This window comes from Actinocrinis sp. (assembly GCF_035938995.1).
GTDB lineage: Bacteria > Actinomycetota > Actinomycetes > Streptomycetales > Catenulisporaceae > DASZGI01.
In genome coordinates this window covers 1-17,582 of the sequence record NZ_DASZGI010000305.1, presented here as the reverse complement: position 1 = coordinate 17,582, position 17,582 = coordinate 1, and the positions used below count along the sequence as shown (strand labels likewise).

Below are 17,582 nucleotides of genomic sequence, written 5' to 3'. Positions count from 1 at the left end.
GACGGGCTGATCCTCAGCGCCCACACCACCGCGGGCGGTGCCGGGTCGGTGCGGATCGGTGTGGACTACGGCGGTTTCGCTGGCGCGTTCGGCGGTAGCTACGCCACCCGGCTGTCCATGGTGACGCTGCCCGCGTGCGCGCTGACCACGCCGCAAGTTCCGGCGTGCCGAGTCGAGACCCCGCTGGTGTCGACCAACAACGCGGCCGACAAGTCCGTGTCCGCGGTCGTCGCCCTCCCCGCCGCCACCGCTGCCGTGTCGAATGGGAATCACGCGGACACCGCGGAGACCGCGGCACCCGTGGTGCTGGCCGCGACGGCGGGCACGATCAGCACGGTGGGTGGCGGCACCTACGCGGCGACCAGCCTGAAACCGAGCGGGTCCTGGACCGCGGGTGGGTCGAGTGGGTCGTTCACCTACAGCTATCCGATCAGCGTGCCGCCCGCGGCGTCGAAACTGGTGCCGAGCGTGGCGTTGTCGTATGACTCGGGCAGCGTGGACGGCCAAACCGCCTCCACCCAAGCCCAGTCCTCCTGGATCGGCGATGGCTGGAGTGGTCCGGAGTCCTATATCGAGCAGTCGTTCATCCCCTGCGCGGACTCCCCGGAAGGCAGCGCGGCCCCCTCGTCCACGCCGGATCAGTGCTACGACGGAGCGGTTCTGAGCCTGTCGCTGAACGGGTCGACGACCCCGCTGGTGGTGTTGAATACCACCGCGCACACCTACCGGCCTGCCCAGGACAACGGCGAGACCGTCATCTACACGGTGACCAAGACCGGTAGTAACGGGAACGGGAACGGGGCCGGCACCAACGACGACGGCTACTGGCGGGTGATCGAACGCGACGGCACCGAGTTCGACTTCGGCCGCAACGAGCTACCCGGCTGGACGTCCGGGAAACCGGCGACGAACTCGGTGGACTCGGAGCCGGTGTATTCCGCGCACTCGACCGATCCCTGCTATAACCCGGCGGGGTTCACCGCGTCGGTGTGCACGATGGCGTATCGGTGGAACCTGGATTACGTCACCGACACGCACCACAATGCGATGGCCTACTACTACCGGCAGGACACCAACTACTACGGCCAGAACAACGGCGCCGCGAACGTCTCCTATGTGCGGGACTCGCATCTGGACCACATCGACTACGGGTTCACCGACGGCAACGCCTACGGCGCCGTCCCCGACAGGATCAAGTTCACCCCCGGGGAACGCTGCTTCACGACCTGTGACCCGATCAGCAGCAACTCGGCCAACTGGCAGGACGTGCCCTATGACCTGAACTGTGCGGCGAAGGCTGCCTGCCAGGTGACCAGCCCGTCGTTCTGGTCCACCGTGAGCCTGTCCGGTATCACCACCCTGCAGAACAACGGCTCCGGCTGGACCACGGTCGACAGTTACACCTTCAAGCAGATTTATCCGCCCACCGGGGACGATACCGCCCCGACACTGTGGCTCAGCTCGATACAGCGCCAGGGCGAGGACACCTCCGCCGGGGGCGCCGCAGTGCCCGTACCGGCGGTGACCTTCGACTACGTGGCCGAAGCCAACCGGGTGAACACGGCCACGGACGGGCTGGCGGCGCTGTACCGCATGCGTATCAAGACGGTGACGACGGAGACCGGCAGCCAGATCGGGGTGGCCTATGCACTGACCAACCCCTGCACGGCGCCGGTCACCCTGGACCCGGCCGCGAACACCAGCAGTTGCTTCCCGGTGAACTGGACCCCGCCGAACAGCGGTCAGCTGACGGACTGGTTCAACAAATACGTCGTGCACTCGGTGACCCAGACGGATCCCTCCGGGGGCTCCGCGGGCCTGTACACGGAGTACAAGTACCCCGCCGGTCCGGCCTGGCACTACGACGACAACGAGGTGGTGCAGGAGAAGTACCGCACCTATGGCCAATACCGGGGCTATGGGGACGTCCTCACCTATGCCGGTCAGAGTTCTGACCCGGTCACGCAGCAGGAGACCACGTACTACCGCGGCATGTCCGACGACGACAACACCACCGCGGTCACGTTGAAGGACTCCCAGAACGGCAGCCACGACGACACGAACCAGCTCGCCGGCGACACCCTGGAGTCCACGAGCTACAACTACAAGGGCGGGCCGATCACCGGTTCGACCATCACCTCCTACTGGGTCTCCGCCCCGACCCTCTCGCGCTCGCGCACCGGTACCGGCCTGCCGGACCTGACCGCGAACGCGACCGGCCCGGTCGAGTCCTGGACCCGCACGGCGCTGACCGACGGCGGCACCACCACCTGGCGCAAGACCGAGACCGACACCGCGTACGACACCGACCCCAACTCGCCGACCTCGACCTTCGGCCTGCCCACCGTCGTCTACCAGCACGGCGACCTGGCGCTGACCGGCAACAACCAGCAGCGCTGCACGACGACCGGCTACGCGGCGCCGAATACCGGCCTGAACCTGGCCGGACTGCCCGCCGAGGTGGAGACCGACGCAGACCCCTGCGGCGGGGCCAACCCCGGCGGGGCGAGCGCGCCGAGCGCCACGCAGATCAATGCCCTGACTCCTCCGGGCGGCGTCAACCGGCCGGCCGACGTCGTGTCGGACGTGCGCACGTTCTATGACCTGCAACCGCTCGGCTCGACCAGCGAGCCGTCGACCGCGCCGATCTGGCCGCAGGCCGCGCCGGTGTACGGCGACGTCTCCGAGGCCCAGATCGCCAACGGCTACACCGGCGGCGCGTTCACCTACCAGGTCAAGTCCGCGGGCACCTACGACAGCTATGGGCGTGCGCTCGACACGTGGGACGGCCTCGGGCGTGAGACGAAGAACGCCACGACCACGACCAACGGGATCACCACGGCGGTCGCCACCACCAACCCGCTGGGTCAGACCTCGACTGCCACGCTGGACCCCTACCGTGGACTGCCGGTCAGCACCACCGACGTCAACGGGGTCACCAGCCAGCTCCAGTACGACGGGATCGGGCGCACCACCGCGGTGTGGAAGTACAGCCGGCCCACCAGCGCACCCGCCAATGACCTCTACTCCTACGCCTACGGTACGAAGACCACGCCCACGGTCGTCACCACCCAGGTGCTCAACGACGAATCCCAGTACGCCACGTCCACGACGCTCTTCGACGCGCTGCTGCGCACCCGCCAGACCCAGACTCCCACCCCACAGGGCGGGCGGCTGATCAGCGACGCGTTCTACGACACCCACGGCCTGGTGGTCAAAACCAACACCGACTACTGGGACCCGAAGAACGCACCCGACGGCACGCTGATGCAGGTCGCTGACAACCTCGTCGACCAGCAGACCCTCACCGCCTATGACGGGCTCGGTCGCGCCGTCGAAGTGCAGTCCGAGGACAACCGCGTCTCGCCGACCGTCGATCAGATCACTTACGCGCAGTACACCGGCGACAAGACGATCACCGTGCCGCCCACCGGTGGCACCGCGACCGCGACCGTCACCGACGCTCTCGGCCGCACCACCGAGCTCGACCAGTACACCGCCGCGCCGACGGTGAGCGCCGGCACCAGCAACGCGATCACCACCGTGACCATCACCGGCGGCACCACGCAGGCGACCGACTACGTGTTCGACAACGTCGGCCAGCAGACCGATGTCAAGGACGCCACCACCGGCGCCGACTGGAACACCAGCTACGACCTGCTCGGCCAAGCCGTCGCCAGCAACGACCCGGACGCCGGAGCGACCACCGGCATCACCTATGACTTCGCCGGCAACCTGACCCAGTCCACGGACGCCCGCGGCAAGACGCTCTCGTATACCTACGACGCTCTTAACCGCAAGACCGGCCAGTACGACGCGCCCGTCGCGTCCCAGTCCTCTGCGAACCAACTGGCGTCCTGGGTCTACGACAACAGCAACAACGCCACGGTCAACGGCGCCCTCCTGACGGACCCCATCGGGCACCTGACCACCGAAACCGCTTACGTCAACGGCAACGCGTACACCACGCAGTCCGCAGGGTTCAACGTGTTCGGCGAGTCGCTCGGCCAAACCATCACCATCCCCTCCAGCGAGGGAGCCCTCGCCGGCTCGTACACCTATAGCCAGACGTACACACCCACCACCGGACTGCCGCGCGACATGACCTATCCGGCCGCCGGGAACCTGGACGCCGAGACGGTCGTGACCGGCTACAGCACGTACTACAACCTCGACGTCGTGACCGGCCTGGCCAGCCTGACCGGCTACACGCAGAACGTCACCTACACCGACCTCGGCCAGGTCGGGCAGGAAGTCATCGGCTCGAGCAGCGTGAACGCCGCGCTGACCAACACCTTCGACCCGCACACCGGCGCGCTGACCGACCAGCAGATCGCCAACACCACGGTCTCCGCCACCCCCATCGACGACACCAAATACCGCTACGACCTGGCAGGAAACCCCACCAGCCAAACCGAGACCCGCAACGGCACCCAGGCCGAGACCCAGTGCTACCAGTACGACAAGCTCGACCGACTCACCCAGGCCTGGACCGCGACCGACCAGTGCGCCGCCACCCCGACCGGCACCAGCCACACCACCGTCGGTGACGGCATCACCGGTGGTGCCTACTGGACCACGTGGCAGTACAACAGCGACGGCACCCGCAAGAGCGAAACCGACCACTCCCTCGCCTCGGGCACAGGCGACACCACCACCAACTACACCTACGGCGGCACCGCGCCCGGCTGCCCCAGCGCCGGCGGCACACACACGCTGCAAACCGCCGCAGTCACCGGCCCGTCCGGCACCACGACCAACAACACCTACTGCTACGACCAAACCGGCAACACGACCCAGCGCAACACCAGCGCCCAGGGCCAGCAGTCCCTCACCTGGAACGACCTGGGCCAGCTGACCGCTCTGACCACCGCCTCGGCCGGCTCCAGCTACATCTACGACGCCGACGGCAACCTGCTGCTCCAGAAGGACCCCGGCACCACCACGCTCTACCTGCCCGGCCAGCAAGTCGCCCTGAACACCAGCACCAGCACGACCACCACCACCCGCTTCTACGCGCTGCCCGGCGGCGCCCAGGCCGTGCGCACCGGCACCGGCAGCAACTACAGCTTCGAGCTAACTGACCAGCACAACACCTCCACCCTCACCCTGAGCAGCACTCTGACCAGCCCGGTCTGGCGCCAGCAAACCCCCTACGGCGCCCCCCGCGGCACCGCCCCCACCACCTGGCCGGACAACCACGGCTTCCTGAACAAGCCCCAGGACCCCACCACCGGCCTCACCGACGTCGGCGCCCGCTGGTACGACCCGGCCACCGGCACCTTCACCAGCCTCGACCCCGTCCTGGAAACCGCCAGCCCTCAACAACTCAACGGCTACAGCTACGCCGCCGACAACCCCGTCACCGGCAGCGACCCCACTGGGCTCATGGCCTGCGGCGAAAGCGGACCGTGCGGCGGCAACCCGAACCAGGGCTTCGAGGGCCCGTCAGGCAATCCGTGCCCTGGACCCGATTCGTGTCCCACCAGTTCGTCCCAGCCGCCGAGCAACGGCGGTAGCGGGAGCGGCTCGTACGCCGTGGTGGGCGGGGGAGTCGTTGTCGACACCAGCAACCCGCACTTCCAGGAACTCGCCAACTGGGGCGAAGGGATCGCGTTCAACTCGAGCCATGCTTCCGCGTCGGTGAACGTGCAGCACCAGGAGGCTCTCCGCTCCTGGCTCGGGCTCTGTACCGCGCACCCCGACGTATGCGGCAAGTCGCTCCTTGCTCTGCTCGCGGCACAGGTCAACGCCATCGGAAGCGCAGACGACTGGCGACAGACGACTGATCCGCTCCTGGTGACCGCATCCGGCGCCGCCACCGTGCTGTCCGGAGTCGACACCAGCGCAGGCGACGCCGCCGCGGCAGCCGTCTACGAAAAGAAGATCGGGCTCGACAACGGCGTCGCAGCCATCCTCCAACTCGCCATCGGCAATGCATTCGAAGGCGCACTCAGCAGCGCACTGGGCCGCCTGGGAGCAGATCCCGAGCCGGGCGGCTTCGCCAGCTGCGCCACCAATTCCTTCACCGGCGCCACCCCGATCCTGATGGCCGACGGCGCCAGCAAGCCCATCGACCAGGTCAAGGTCGGCGACAGGATCGCCAACAACCTGCCTGGCGCAGACCCGGGCACCAAGGACCAAACCCACACGGTCACCGCGGTCCACGTCACCTACACCGACCGCGACTACACCGACGTCACCATCGCCACTCCCACCGGTCCAGCCACCATCACCGGCACCGCCCACCACCCCTACTGGGACCAAACCACCCACGCCTGGACCGACGCCGACCAGCTCCACCCCGGCGACCATCTGCAAACCAGTGACGGCAACACCGTCACCGTCGCCACCCTGCGTGACTACACCGCCACCACAGTCACCTACAACCTCACCATCGACGACCTCCACTCGTACTACGTCGTCGCCGGCGACACGCCCGTCCTCGTGCACAACGATCCCGGCGGTTGGACAATCACTCCTCAGCGTTCGACTGCTGTGATGCGCGGCGGGCCATTTGGGGCCATGTACTACCAGCAGCCTCCGGACAGCACGGATACTGTTTATTGGTGGAGTCCAGACCAGGCTGGTCACGGCGGTTCAGCGTGGAAGGTCTACACGGAAAATAGCACTGGTTTGCAGTGGTATGCGGACGCCGACGCAAATGGGAAATTCATTACTGGTAAGTGGAAGGGTGCAACGGGGATGTCTGTTCCGTTCAAGAACCTTAAGTCGGTCAATATGAAGGGCATCGGGTCCTGCCTGTGATCGAGACTGTCGACGAGTTCATCCAGCTCGCGAGCAGCGACGTTGATGAGGAGCGCCGCCGGGCGGCACTCGAGGATGCGCCGCTGGACGTTTGGATGAACCTCGTCACGCATCATCCCGAGTTTCGCTTCGCCGTCGCACATAACAAGAAGATCCCTGATGAGATTCTTCGTCTGCTCGCGAGAGATCCTGACTGGCGGGTTCGCCAAGGAGTTGCCTCGAAGAGGCGATGCCCGCCTGATATTCTCGCTTTTCTTGCTGCGGACAAGAACGAATCAATTGCTTCAACTGTAGCTGGGCACCCCAATACGCCACCTGAAGCACTGCTAACGCTCGCTGACCATCCTTGGGGAGCGATTAGAGAAAAGGTGACACGTAGGACTGAAGGCCAATAGCGATTCGACGTTTTTCGCAGATCGGTCAGCTGATGCCCTCGTGTGCGCTCCTGTTGCCGTCAGCGGGTTCTGATTCGCTGTACGGGTTGCGCGTCGCAGCGTACGAAACTGGCAGGTAAGCGGCGTGCGCGGGATGGTGGAGTCGACACGGTTCAGAACACACCCTTCGTGTGATCGGTGGTAGGTGTTCGTTCCCACTATCGACGGCGTTATGAGTTGATGATGGACCTGGAGCAGGTTCAGTAACACAGGGCTTCGGGCTTCGGGATGTACGGCAGGGTTCTTGCTCGAGTCTCGTCGACTGATCACCGTGAGTTGGTGGCCGTGAATGCCGAAATCCGTGCCGAGGTGCGGCGGCTTCATCGGGAGCTTGAGCGGTTGCGGGTGGAGAACGAGGTTCTGCACGAGGCCGTGGCGCCGTTGATCCATCAGGCTCCCGCGCGTGCGAGGTTCGCGTTCATCCACCGTCTTCGGAATCGGTTCACGATCAAGCACCTATGCCGGATCCTTGTGACCGACCGCAGCAACTACTGCCTGCGGAGGCGGGCGCAGGTGCGCCGGGATGAGCGGGAGCACGAAGATGGTGAACTGCTAGTGGTCGCGGCCGTTAATCCGTCGGGGATGGCGGGTTGAGCCAGGCTGTGGGGTCGTCGAGGTAGAGGCCGCAGGCGCAGTCGAGGGCTTCTTGCGGGGTGCTGGCGGGACGGCCGCTGGGCAGGACGGCCTTGTCGTAGTTGTCATGGCTGGCGCGGTAGATGGCAAAGCCCCAGGTGCTCGCGGAGCCGCTGTAGCGCAGTCGGCACAGTGGCAGGCTGGTGCCGCCGGGCAGTTGGCCGGCGATGTAGGCGAACTCGCCATGCCAGCGCACGGTGATCCCGGCCAGCTGGGGCCAGCGCTCGCGTGCCCTGGCGGCCAGACGCTGGCGCAGCGAGGTCTTGGTCGACTCGGGTGGCTTGGCCATGGGACTAATCGCGCCCTACCTGTCTGGCTGCACCATGGAGTGCGTGCCTTCGAGCCCTTATGTCATATGTCTTGGTGATGCTGAGCGCGCCGAACTGGAGGGTCTGTCGCGTCGGGCCACGGCGGCGCAGCGGACGGTGCTGCGGGCGCGGATCGTGCTGTTGGCGGCTTCGGGCGTGGCGAACTGCGCGATCGCGCAGCGGCTGGACATCTGCCAAGACACCGCTCGCAAGTGGCGGCGCCGGTACTGTGAGTGGGGCATCGACGGACTGTGCGATGCCCCGCGCCCCGGGCGCCCACGCGTGTTCCCCACCACGGTCACCGCTCAGGTCAAGGCCCTGGCCTGCGAGATGCCCGCCGCCAGCGGGGCACCACTGGCCCGTTGGAGCGCTTGGGAACTGGCCCGCCATGCCGTAGAGGCCGGTATCACCGCGGTGCTCTCGCCCTCCACGGTCCGCCGCTGGCTCGCCGGTGACGCGATCAAACCCTGGCAGCACCGTTCCTGGATCTTCCCTCGCGACCCGGCCTTCGCCCTCAAGGCCGGTCGAGTCCTTGACCTATATCAGCGGGAATGGGAAGGACGCCCGCTCGGCCAGGACGAATACGTCCTAAGCGCCGACGAGAAGCCCGGTGTCCAGGCCCGCATGCGCATCCATCTCCCGCTCCCGCCTGGCCCCGGGCGCGCGATGCGCGCCGAGAGCGAGTGGTCACCGTGACCACGCCGCGGTCGGTCTTGCCCAACCGGCCCAGCCACTGATGGCCGACGTGCGCGGTGGCCGTGCCGTCCTTGCGGTCCCCAGAGTCGTCGAGCAGGAGCACCCCGCCGCCGTGCGGGACGGTGGCCGGGTCCGCCAGCAGCAGCTCCAATCTGCGGTCGTTGACCCGCTCGTGGTCCCACCGGGCCTCGGACAGGAAGAAGTGCAAGCGCTGCACCGCCGGATGCTGCGCCCCGACCACCGGCTCCGCCCCGGCCAAAGCCGTCAGCGTCTTGTTCCGATCCCGCGGCGCGAGCAGCCCGACCAGGTACTCGCGAAAACTCCGCCGCTGCGCGAGCGAGCGAAACACGTCGTCGAACCGTGCCGCGTACCCCTCCAACGGCCCCGGCCCCGGCCCCGGCGCCGCCGGAGCCGACTGACGCCGCATCATCACACACCCCCGGACCGTAGAAGCCCCTCCACCAAGGGCATACAGCGGACCCGGCCCGCAGTCAACAAACTACCGCTAGAGCGCTGATCAGGCCCTTTTTAGGGCAGGTAGTTGACGGTCAAGCTACGCGTTCGTATTCGTTGATCAGTCCACGGAGGATGGTGCGTCGTCGGATTCGGCGCTGCTCGACCGGGTCGATGACCGTGGTTGGTGGACGCGGTGATTGCAGGTCGAGCGCGCGATGTGGCCGGGCGTGATTGTAGTGGCGCAGGTATTCGGCCAACCTGCGCCGCAGGTGGCGTTCACCGAGAATGAGCAGGTGACCACTTCGCTGCCCGAGCAGGCAGGCGCAGCGTGGTGGGGATCGGCACCTTCACGAAGTAGTCGTCGATCTCGATGGCCTGGTTGGCCACCGAGGTGGGCGAGAAGAGCGTGTCGATCTGGTCGGCGGCCGAGCCGGTGTAGCCGAACGGCGTGCCGGAACCGGTCACGTCGGGCTCGACCTCGACATACTGTCCTGAGGTCGGGCTGCCGAGCTCGCCGGATGTGGGCGGGAAGGGGCAGACGACGGTGTCGGCGGGCTTGCCGTTCACCAGCGCGATGAAGAGCTGGTTGTGGCCGATCGGGATGGGGTCCTGGACGGGGGCGGTCGCGAACGCGGCGGACCAGGTGAGCGCGACGGTCGCGAATGCCGTCGCGGCGGATTAGTGTTGATCGGACGTCGGGATTCGAAGCGGTCTCGCCGAAGGGGCGCCGTTGGCGCGCTCGACTTGACAGATCCCGGATTCGGTCCGCGTGCGTCGCGTGGACAGAACCCTTACGCTCTCGCATCCGGGCGAGCCTGCACCAGGGGATGTAAGGGCGGGATAAGGACTCGTAGACCGGAAAGTCGGCGCGCTTTACCCGGCGGAAATTCGCAGAAATGCACAGGCCGCTTCGCGGCGCGCAACCGGTGTACGGCGCGTCGCGGAGCGGCCTGTCTCACGTGGGACGCGGGACTCGACCTGTCAGTGCGGCCGGATCAGGAGATCTCGATGCCGTTGACTTGGGCGTTGTCCTTGACCGTCACGAACTGGATGATGATCTGACCACTGCTGTTCGCGGTCGTGGTGAACTGTTCGTCGACCGCCTTGTACTCGCCGCCGGCAGTGGCGAGGATGTCGAACGAGGTGAGTACCTGCATTCCGTTGATCACGACGTTGAACAGCCGGGCGCCGGTAGTCGTCCAGTATTCCTCTGCGAAGTCCAGCCGCACGGTATGGCTCGATCCCGCGGTGTAGCCGGGAATCGTGTAGGTGAAGTTGCCGTAGCGGTTGGTCTGGTAAACGGCCATCGGTGCAGGGCTGGACACGCCGCTCAGGTTGATCGTGTTGCCCGTGGCAGCCGTTGCGCCGTTGGCGAAGTCTTCATCGGCGACGAAGGGCGCTACCGCCGGGCCCCCCGCGTTGATCTGGAGTGTCGGGGGCGGCGGCGGGGGCGCCGATGGTGACGCGGACGCGGACGCAGACGGCGACGCAGAGCTGTTCGACGGGATGATCTCGATGCCATTGACCTGCGCGTTGTCCTTGACGGTGTTGAACTGGATGGTGACTCTCCCGGAACTGTTCGAGGCGACGTCGAACTGTTCGACCACCGCCTTGTACTCGGCGCCGGCGGTGGCGAGGATGTCGAAGTCGGTCAGTACCTGCGATCCGTTGATCACGACGTTGAACAGCCGGGAACCGGTTGTCGTCCAGTATTCCTCGGCGAAGTGGAGTCTGACCGTATAACTACCGGTCGTGGGCAGTCCGCCGACGCTGTAGCCGAAGGTACCGAAGCGGTTGGTCTGGTAGACGGCCATCGGCGCCGGGTTGGTGACGCCGCTCAGGTTGATCGCGTTGCCGGTGGCCGAGGTCGAGCCGCCGGAGAAGTCCTCGTCTGCGGCGAACGGCGCTACCGCCGGGCCACCCGCGTTGATCTGGACGCCGTTCGGCGCCGGCGGCGGGGACGACGAAGTGCCGATCTCGCCGAAGATGGCCAGGCTGGAGGACAGTCCGACGAAGACCTGGCCGTTCGTCACCACCGCGGACGTGAACTTCACGTATCCGGAGATGCCGTCCCGGGAGGCGTTCTGGTTGCTGTTGTAGAGCTCGGTCCCGAGGTTCGTCGCGTCATAGGCGCGCAGTACCGAGTCGCCGCCCTCGATCCACACGATGCCGGTGCCGGCCGCCGTCCCGTTGCTCGAGGCCACCGCGTCACCACCGGTGCCGCCGAATGACTCGGGCGTCTTGGAGGTCGGCGTCGCCGACAGCTTGCCGCCGCTGAACGAGTAGGCCACGGTCGGCCCGCCGTCCTCCGAGAAGTACACGTATCGTCCGTTCGGACCGTTGTAGAACCCCGGCGTGCTGAACATCGATCCGAGGGTTCCGGGCGGCATCTCCTGGACGATCTTGTCGACGTCCGTGCGGTTGTAGTCGGTGCTGTAGCAGACGAGGTTGGGATCCGCCGTGTAGCCGCCCATGTTCGTGGTGCTCACTACATAGGGCCGCCCTTCCTTGCCTGCGCCGATCACCTCGTTCGCCGACGGGATCACCAGCGGGCCGCCGGAGCCGAGGTCGTTGTCCCCGCCGCACTTCGCGGTGAACGGGGCGAAGTAGTCCGTCCGCTGGAGCGAGGCGTTCAGCTTCACGAAGCTCTGGCCCATGTCGGGGCCGCCGCTGTCGGCGTCGAAGGTGCCGTTCCCGCTCATGAAGTAGAGGTTGCCGCTGGCGTCGGCGGACAGGCCGGCGCCGCCGCCCCAGATCCCGCCCTGGCTGCCGTTCGGGGTGTCGTCGTATATGTTCGCGACGGTGAAGGCGTTGTTCGAGTAGTTGTAGCCGAAGATGAAGCCGTGATAGTCGCCGATGTCGCAGAACGAGGTGAAGGTGACGTAGAGCTGGCTGTTCGCGAGCATGAGCGCGGAGCGCTGCCGTTCGACGCTGGCGTTGAACGCGATGTTCCCGCCGGAGCTGCCGACGCCCGTTCCCGGCGTCGAGCCCGCGATGACGACGGCCGGCCACTTGTCGGCGCCGGTGGTGATGTCGAGGGCGTGCAGGCGGTAGACCTCGTTGCCGTTCTCCTGGTCGTACGCGACGACGAACATCGTGTTCGTGGTCGGGTCGATCACTGGCGTGCTGGTGATGCCGATGATCGGCTGCAGGTCGCCGCAGCCGTTGAAGGAGTTCGGCACCGGGTGCGCGCCGGCCGGCAGCAGGCTCACGTGCCACAACGGCGCCGGGGGAGAGGTCGTGTCAGCGTCGGCGTCGAACGCGTAGACGCTGTCGTTCTCCGTCGCGGCGTACACGACGTTGTGCGCTGCGCCGCCGATGGTGATGTTCGGCATGTAGAGCGGCTGCGCGTACGTCTGGCCGTCTACCGGGTAGGTAACCCGCTTGCCGAACTGCGTCGAGTTGACGTTCGACGTGTTGAGGATGGTCTCGCTGGAGTACTGGCCGTCGTGCTCGTTGTCGTTCCGGTGCGTCGTGACCGCGGTGTTCGCCAGCGTCGCCGCGTGAGCCGGCGTGGTCGCGAAGTCCAATGCCGTCAGCATTCCGACGACCATGAGCAGCGCGGTGAACGCGGCGAGGAATGCGGATCTCCAGCGTTTCGGGGAGTTTTCGGACAGGATGAAGCTGCGCATCTGGTATGCCCCTTCGGAAGGATCGCGGCCGGGGGCGCCGCGTTGGCGGGCCCTCGGCCGAAGTGGGAGCCCGCCGTGCCTGTGGCTGTAGCGTGTTATACGTGGGTTACGTGTCAGTGCTCAAATGACGGATCTGCACCGGCAGATTCGTTACCAGCCGACCGCCAGGACTGCGTACTGCGGGTTGGTCACTGAGATGTCTGAGGACTGACCCGCGTAGTCGTCGTACGGGAAGCCGTACTGCACGCCGTTGATGGCGTTCTGGTGCCAGAACTGTGCGTAGTAATTGGCCGGCGCGGCCTGGTAGAAGTTGCCGGCGATCGACTGCTGTGCGGACGGCAGCTGTGCTACGTGCCGGTTGAGTCCGGCGCACAGCTGGGGGTTGGCCGCGAGCGTGCCGCCGCAGCCGAAGATCTGCGCGGTGCTGTCGGCGGTGTCGCCGTTGGCGGCCGCGTAGGCCTGGAAGTAGTTGGCGTAGGCGCCGCCGGTCTGGAAAGCCTTGTCGTTGCCCGGCGAGGGGATGCCGTAGGGCGCGTTGTCGGTGGCCAGCTCCTTGAACTCGGTGGGCACCGAGCTCTGGAACCGGGCGAACGTCGCCGACCTGGACTCCTGGAAGGTGGCGTAGTTCTCGCCGACCTCCTGGTTCGAGCCGTCGTGGCCGCGCAGCAGCAGGGCCAGCTTCAGGCCGAACCGGTCGACGCGGGTGGTGTCGACGTTGATGAAGGTCGTGCCGACGGTGAATTCGATGAAGTCGTAGTACGGACCGTTCGGCGTGCCGAGGTAGAAGTACATCCGGCCGGAGGAGTTCGCGGGCATGTCGATGTACGGCTGCTGCGCGATCGACTCGGTCTGTCCGTTGAAGCTCCAGTAGACCTGGCTGTCGGGGTACTGGCCGTTGGTCTGGTTGACGATCGAGAACTCCAACACGTGGGTCGCCGCCGGGATCGCCGAGATGTTGCCCCAGAACGCCGCCGGTGGCTCGCCGCCGCCGCCGCCGCCACCGCCGCCGCCGGTGCCGGTGCTCACCGTCCAGGTGAAAGTCGCGCTGCCGGTGGCGCCGATGGTGTCCTTCGCGGTGACCGTCACCGTCGAGGTGCCCGCCGTCGTCGGCGTGCCGGTGATCAGCCCGGCGGAGCTGATCGACAGCTCGGCCGGCAGACCGGCGGCGCCGTAGCTCAGCGTCTGTCCGGACGCCGAGTCGGTGGCCTGGACCTGGAGGTTGACGGCGGTGCCGGCGGTGGTCGTCTGGTTGCCCGGGTTGGTGACCGTCACCGTGTTGGCGCCGACGCCGCTGGAGCCGTACACCTGGAACTCCCAGAGGGAGTAGCCCCACTGGGTGCCGCGGACGGTGCCGTACACGCGGATGTAGCGTCCGCTGCCCGACACGCTCAGCGTCTGGGTGCCGCCGGTGCTGGTCGTCGTGCTGTAGATCGACGTCCAGGTCACCGCGTCGTTCGAGGTCTGAATCTGGAACGCCTTGCCGTAGGCGGTCTCCCAGTACAGGACGACCTCGCAGATGGTCTGCACCGAGCCGAGGTCCACCTGGAGCCACTGCGGGTCGGCGAACTGCGAAGACCAGCGGGTGCCGAGGTTCCCGTCGGCCGCGGCGGTGGGCGGGAAGCTGGCGCTCTGCTCCGAGGAGGCGGTCGCCGGGTGGTTCAGCGCCAGGTCCGCGCCGGTGTTGCAGGTGGCTGCGCTCGCGCTCGACGCGGCGAGCGGCGCCGCCAGCAGCAGTCCGGCCACGACTGCCAGCGCGGTGAGGAGGATGGTCAGGGGCCTGCCACGCGTCCCGCGGGGGGTCTGGGCAGGGGGCGGTAAGGACACAGGTATCTCCAGTGCATGAGTGGACGGCGCTCTGCGCGCGCCGAGCGAATCAGTGGCCGTACACCAGTCTGGGGGGCATCCCTGTGGTGGCTGATGTTGCGCCGGTGTTGCTGCCGTGTCAATCCGCAGTCGGTACCGGAACCGATTGCGGCACCGGTTCCGGGCAGGACGGCCCGGCACACGGGGGACGCCGAGGCGACGGCCGAGCAGCGCTGGCCTGCACGCTGCCCGCGATCGTCGCCACGCCTTGTTTTAAGTCTTGACGAAACTCGCGGGCGTCACTACTTTGCATCGAGGCTGCCAGTTGGCCGGGCATCGAAGACTGCTACACAAGGTCGTGGAGCTTCAATTCAATGACCAGACGCTTTCGCTCGGCACCCACCATGTTTCGCCGTCTGCTGATCGGGGCCGCGCTCGCCGCCCTTGGCACAGTCGGCCTGATGCAGGCGTCCGCCTTCGCGGCCGGATCGCCGCCGCCGGCGCCCCTCAACCTGGGCGTCAACGCCAATCCCAACCAGACCCTCTCGCTCGGCTGGGACCCGACCCCGGGCGCCACGTCGTATCACATCTACCGGGGCACGGCGGCGGGAGGCGAGGCGGCGACGCCCTACGCGACGACGACCGCTCCCAGCTACACCGACACCGGCCTGAGCAGCACGACCGACTACTTCTACGAGATCACCGCGCTCAACGCGGCCGGCGAGTCGCCCAAGTCGGCGGAGGACTCCTCGCGGACCGTGCTGCCGATCGGCACCGGCGGGAACACCCCGGGCGTCGCCTCGGGCAGCTCTCTGATCTACTACGGCAAGGACGCGCTGCTCGGCGGTTTCGACTGGTTCCCGACGCTGAGCGGCTGGTTCCCGCAGCTGCTCGGTTCCTCGGGCGCGCTCACCCCGGGCGGGCAGGTCGTCGACATGGCCTACGCGGCTGAGGGCACCATGACGTTCAACGACGTCGTCGTGCCGACCGCCGGGCTGTACACCATCGACTGGCGCTACGCCTTCGCGCAGGGGCTCTTCCCGGGTGTCAACTTCCGGGACATGCAGCTCGTGGTGAACGGCACGGTCATCACCAGCACCGAGCGGTTCCCGGTGACGGGCAACTTCGAGGTGTATCAGCACTCGGCGCTCCAGGTGCACCTGAACGCGGGTAAGAACTCCGTCACCCTGGGCGCCACGAACGGCCACGGAGTCTCCCGCGCCGACGAACTGACGGTCACTGCGGCGACCGCCTCCTCGCCGAGCGGCCCGACGAACCTGACCGCGACCGCCAACAATGGCAGCGTCTCGCTGAACTGGGGCGCGAGTACCGGCGCGACGTCGTACAGCATCTACCGCGCATCCAACATGTCCGACGGCGAAGGCACCACGGCGATCGCCACCGTCACCCGCACGACGACGTATACCGACACCACTGTGAAGAACGGATCAACGTACTTCTACATGGTCGAGGCGGACAACGCCGCGGGCATCTCGCCCGACTCGAACGAGGTCTTCACGACTCCGGGTGAGACCATCCCGGCCGGCACGGACCTCGCCTTCAACGCGGACGCGTACGCCTCGTCGATCGAGGGCAACGGCACCCCCGCCTCGGCCGTGACGGACGGTTCGTTCGACAGCCGCTGGTCGAGCGCGTTCTCCGACCCGCAGTGGATACTGGTCGACCTCGGCGCGGTGCACACGATCAACACGGTCGCCCTGTACTGGGAGAACGCGTACGCCAAGGCCTTCCAGATCCAGACGTCCAACGACGCGAGCAACTGGACGACGATCTACTCGACCACGACGGGCACCGGGGGCACACAGATCCTCCCGGTCACCGGCAGCGGCCGATACATCCGGATGTACGGCACGCAGCGGGCAACCGGATACGGATACTCGCTCTGGGAGTTCATGGTATTCGGCACCTGATCCACACGCGGTGCCTGACGGCGCGCAGGCACCCGCACATCGCGCCGGCGGCCGGTCCCCGAGAACCGGCCGCCGTTCGCGGGCGCCTAGGAGCGCCTTTGCCGCCGGACCGCGCCGTTGAGGAAGTCCTCCAGCAGGAGTGTCGCGGCGCCGAGTGTGGGTTCGTCCGGGCCGAGCACGCCGAGTTCGATCGACGCGGCCGCGAACGGATGCCGAAGCGAGTGCCGTCCGGCGGACTCGCGGATCGCCGGCAGCAGCTTCTCCCCGAGCAGCAGGCCGGCCCAGCCGCACACGATGACCCGCTCCGGGTTGAACAGGTTGATCAGGTTCGCGATGCCCATGCCGAGATATTCCGCGGTCTGCGCGAGCAGGGCGGCCGCGGCGGGCGACGACTCGGCGGCCTCGACGAGGGCGGCGAGCGCCGACTCCTCGTTGGCGGCGTCCGGCGTCACGGTGGCGCCGAAGCGGTCCAGGATCGCCTCGGCGCCGACATAGGCCTCCAGGCAGCCGGACGCTCCGCACCGGCACCGCCTGCCGTCGGCCACGATCTTCGTGTGGCCCCATTCGCCCGCGCTCGAGGTCGCGCCGCGGTAGATGCTCCCGCCGGAGATCAGCGACGCGCCGACCCCGGACCCGACCAGTGCCACCACCGCGCTGCGCACCCCGCGCCCGGTACCGAACCACAACTCGGCCTGCCCCGTCGTCTTCGCGCAGTTCTCGAACCGCAGCGGCAGGTCGGTGTGCGCGCGCAGCAGCCGCTCGAGCGGCACCGCATCCCAATGGAAGGTCTGGCCGTGCACCAGCACCTCGGACCCCTGCTCGACGATTCCCGGCACGCCGATGCCGACGCCGAGCACCGCCGCGGGATCGACGCCGGCGCTGGCGAGGACCGCGTGCAGGCCGTCCGCGATGGCCTGCACC

The 17,582-nt window shown here is 67.3% G+C and carries 11 protein-coding genes and 1 pseudogene; 5 read left to right on the top strand and 7 right to left on the bottom strand.

The features are described 5' to 3' along the window. Positions 1-48 precede the first annotated feature (48 nt). The 3 genes from VGZ32_RS21315 to VGZ32_RS21305 all read left to right on the top strand — a co-directional run bounded on the left by VGZ32_RS21315 (position 49) and on the right by VGZ32_RS21305 (position 7,796). Positions 49-6,768, top strand: a complete 6,720-nt coding sequence (locus VGZ32_RS21315; protein WP_326887900.1) for an RHS repeat-associated core domain-containing protein — start codon at positions 49-51, stop codon at positions 6,766-6,768. Further along, positions 6,765-7,163, top strand: coding sequence for a hypothetical protein (locus VGZ32_RS21310; protein WP_326887899.1), 399 nt, complete (start codon positions 6,765-6,767; stop codon positions 7,161-7,163). The genes VGZ32_RS21315 and VGZ32_RS21310 overlap by 4 nt, the downstream gene beginning before the upstream one ends. A gap of 318 nt (positions 7,164-7,481) precedes the next feature. After that, positions 7,482-7,796, top strand: coding sequence for a hypothetical protein (locus VGZ32_RS21305; protein WP_326887898.1), 315 nt, complete (start codon positions 7,482-7,484; stop codon positions 7,794-7,796). On the opposite strand, the gene VGZ32_RS21300 is transcribed toward VGZ32_RS21305, so the two are convergent. Next, a complete protein-coding gene (locus VGZ32_RS21300; protein ID WP_326887897.1) occupies positions 7,771-8,124 on the bottom strand; it encodes a hypothetical protein in 354 nt (117 codons plus the stop codon). The genes VGZ32_RS21305 and VGZ32_RS21300 overlap by 26 nt on opposite strands. Here VGZ32_RS21300 and VGZ32_RS21295 point away from each other — a divergent pair. After that, complete coding sequence (locus tag VGZ32_RS21295; RefSeq protein ID WP_414642575.1) at positions 8,123-8,839, top strand: helix-turn-helix domain-containing protein; 717 nt, start codon at positions 8,123-8,125, stop codon at positions 8,837-8,839. The genes VGZ32_RS21300 and VGZ32_RS21295 overlap by 2 nt on opposite strands. Here the strand turns inward: VGZ32_RS21295 and VGZ32_RS28855 are convergent. The 5 genes and pseudogenes from VGZ32_RS28855 to VGZ32_RS21280 form a co-directional block, all read right to left on the bottom strand. Then, a pseudogene (locus VGZ32_RS28855) lies at positions 8,826-9,266 on the bottom strand (transposase); the annotation flags it as partial. The gene VGZ32_RS21295 and the pseudogene VGZ32_RS28855 sit on opposite strands and share 14 nt — an antisense overlap. 121 nt (positions 9,267-9,387) lie before the next feature. Further along, positions 9,388-9,564, bottom strand: a complete 177-nt coding sequence (locus VGZ32_RS28850; protein ID WP_349263700.1) for a transposase — start codon at positions 9,562-9,564, stop codon at positions 9,388-9,390. A 7-nt stretch (positions 9,565-9,571) separates the two neighbouring features. After that, positions 9,572-9,862 (bottom strand): hypothetical protein, encoded by a 291-nt coding sequence (locus VGZ32_RS21290; protein ID WP_326887895.1) that lies wholly within the window; start codon positions 9,860-9,862, stop codon positions 9,572-9,574. 428 nt (positions 9,863-10,290) lie between these two features. Beyond that, entirely contained in the window at positions 10,291-12,927 is a 2,637-nt protein-coding gene (locus tag VGZ32_RS21285) for a malectin domain-containing carbohydrate-binding protein (protein ID WP_326887894.1), read from the bottom strand. A gap of 150 nt (positions 12,928-13,077) precedes the next feature. Further along, positions 13,078-14,595 carry a beta-1,3-glucanase family protein gene (locus VGZ32_RS21280; protein ID WP_414642576.1) on the bottom strand — a complete coding sequence of 506 codons (1,518 nt, stop codon included), beginning with the start codon at positions 14,593-14,595 and terminating at the stop codon, positions 13,078-13,080. 509 nt (positions 14,596-15,104) lie between these two features. On the opposite strand from VGZ32_RS21280, the gene VGZ32_RS21275 reads away from it, so the two are divergent. Beyond that, positions 15,105-16,661, top strand: coding sequence for a discoidin domain-containing protein (locus tag VGZ32_RS21275; protein WP_326887892.1), 1,557 nt, complete (start codon positions 15,105-15,107; stop codon positions 16,659-16,661). Positions 16,662-16,747: 86 nt separating this feature from the next. On the opposite strand, the gene VGZ32_RS21270 is transcribed toward VGZ32_RS21275, so the two are convergent. Continuing rightward, positions 16,748-17,582, bottom strand: an 835-nt coding sequence (locus VGZ32_RS21270) for an ROK family protein (RefSeq protein ID WP_326887891.1), incomplete at its 5' end; no start/stop codon positions are given.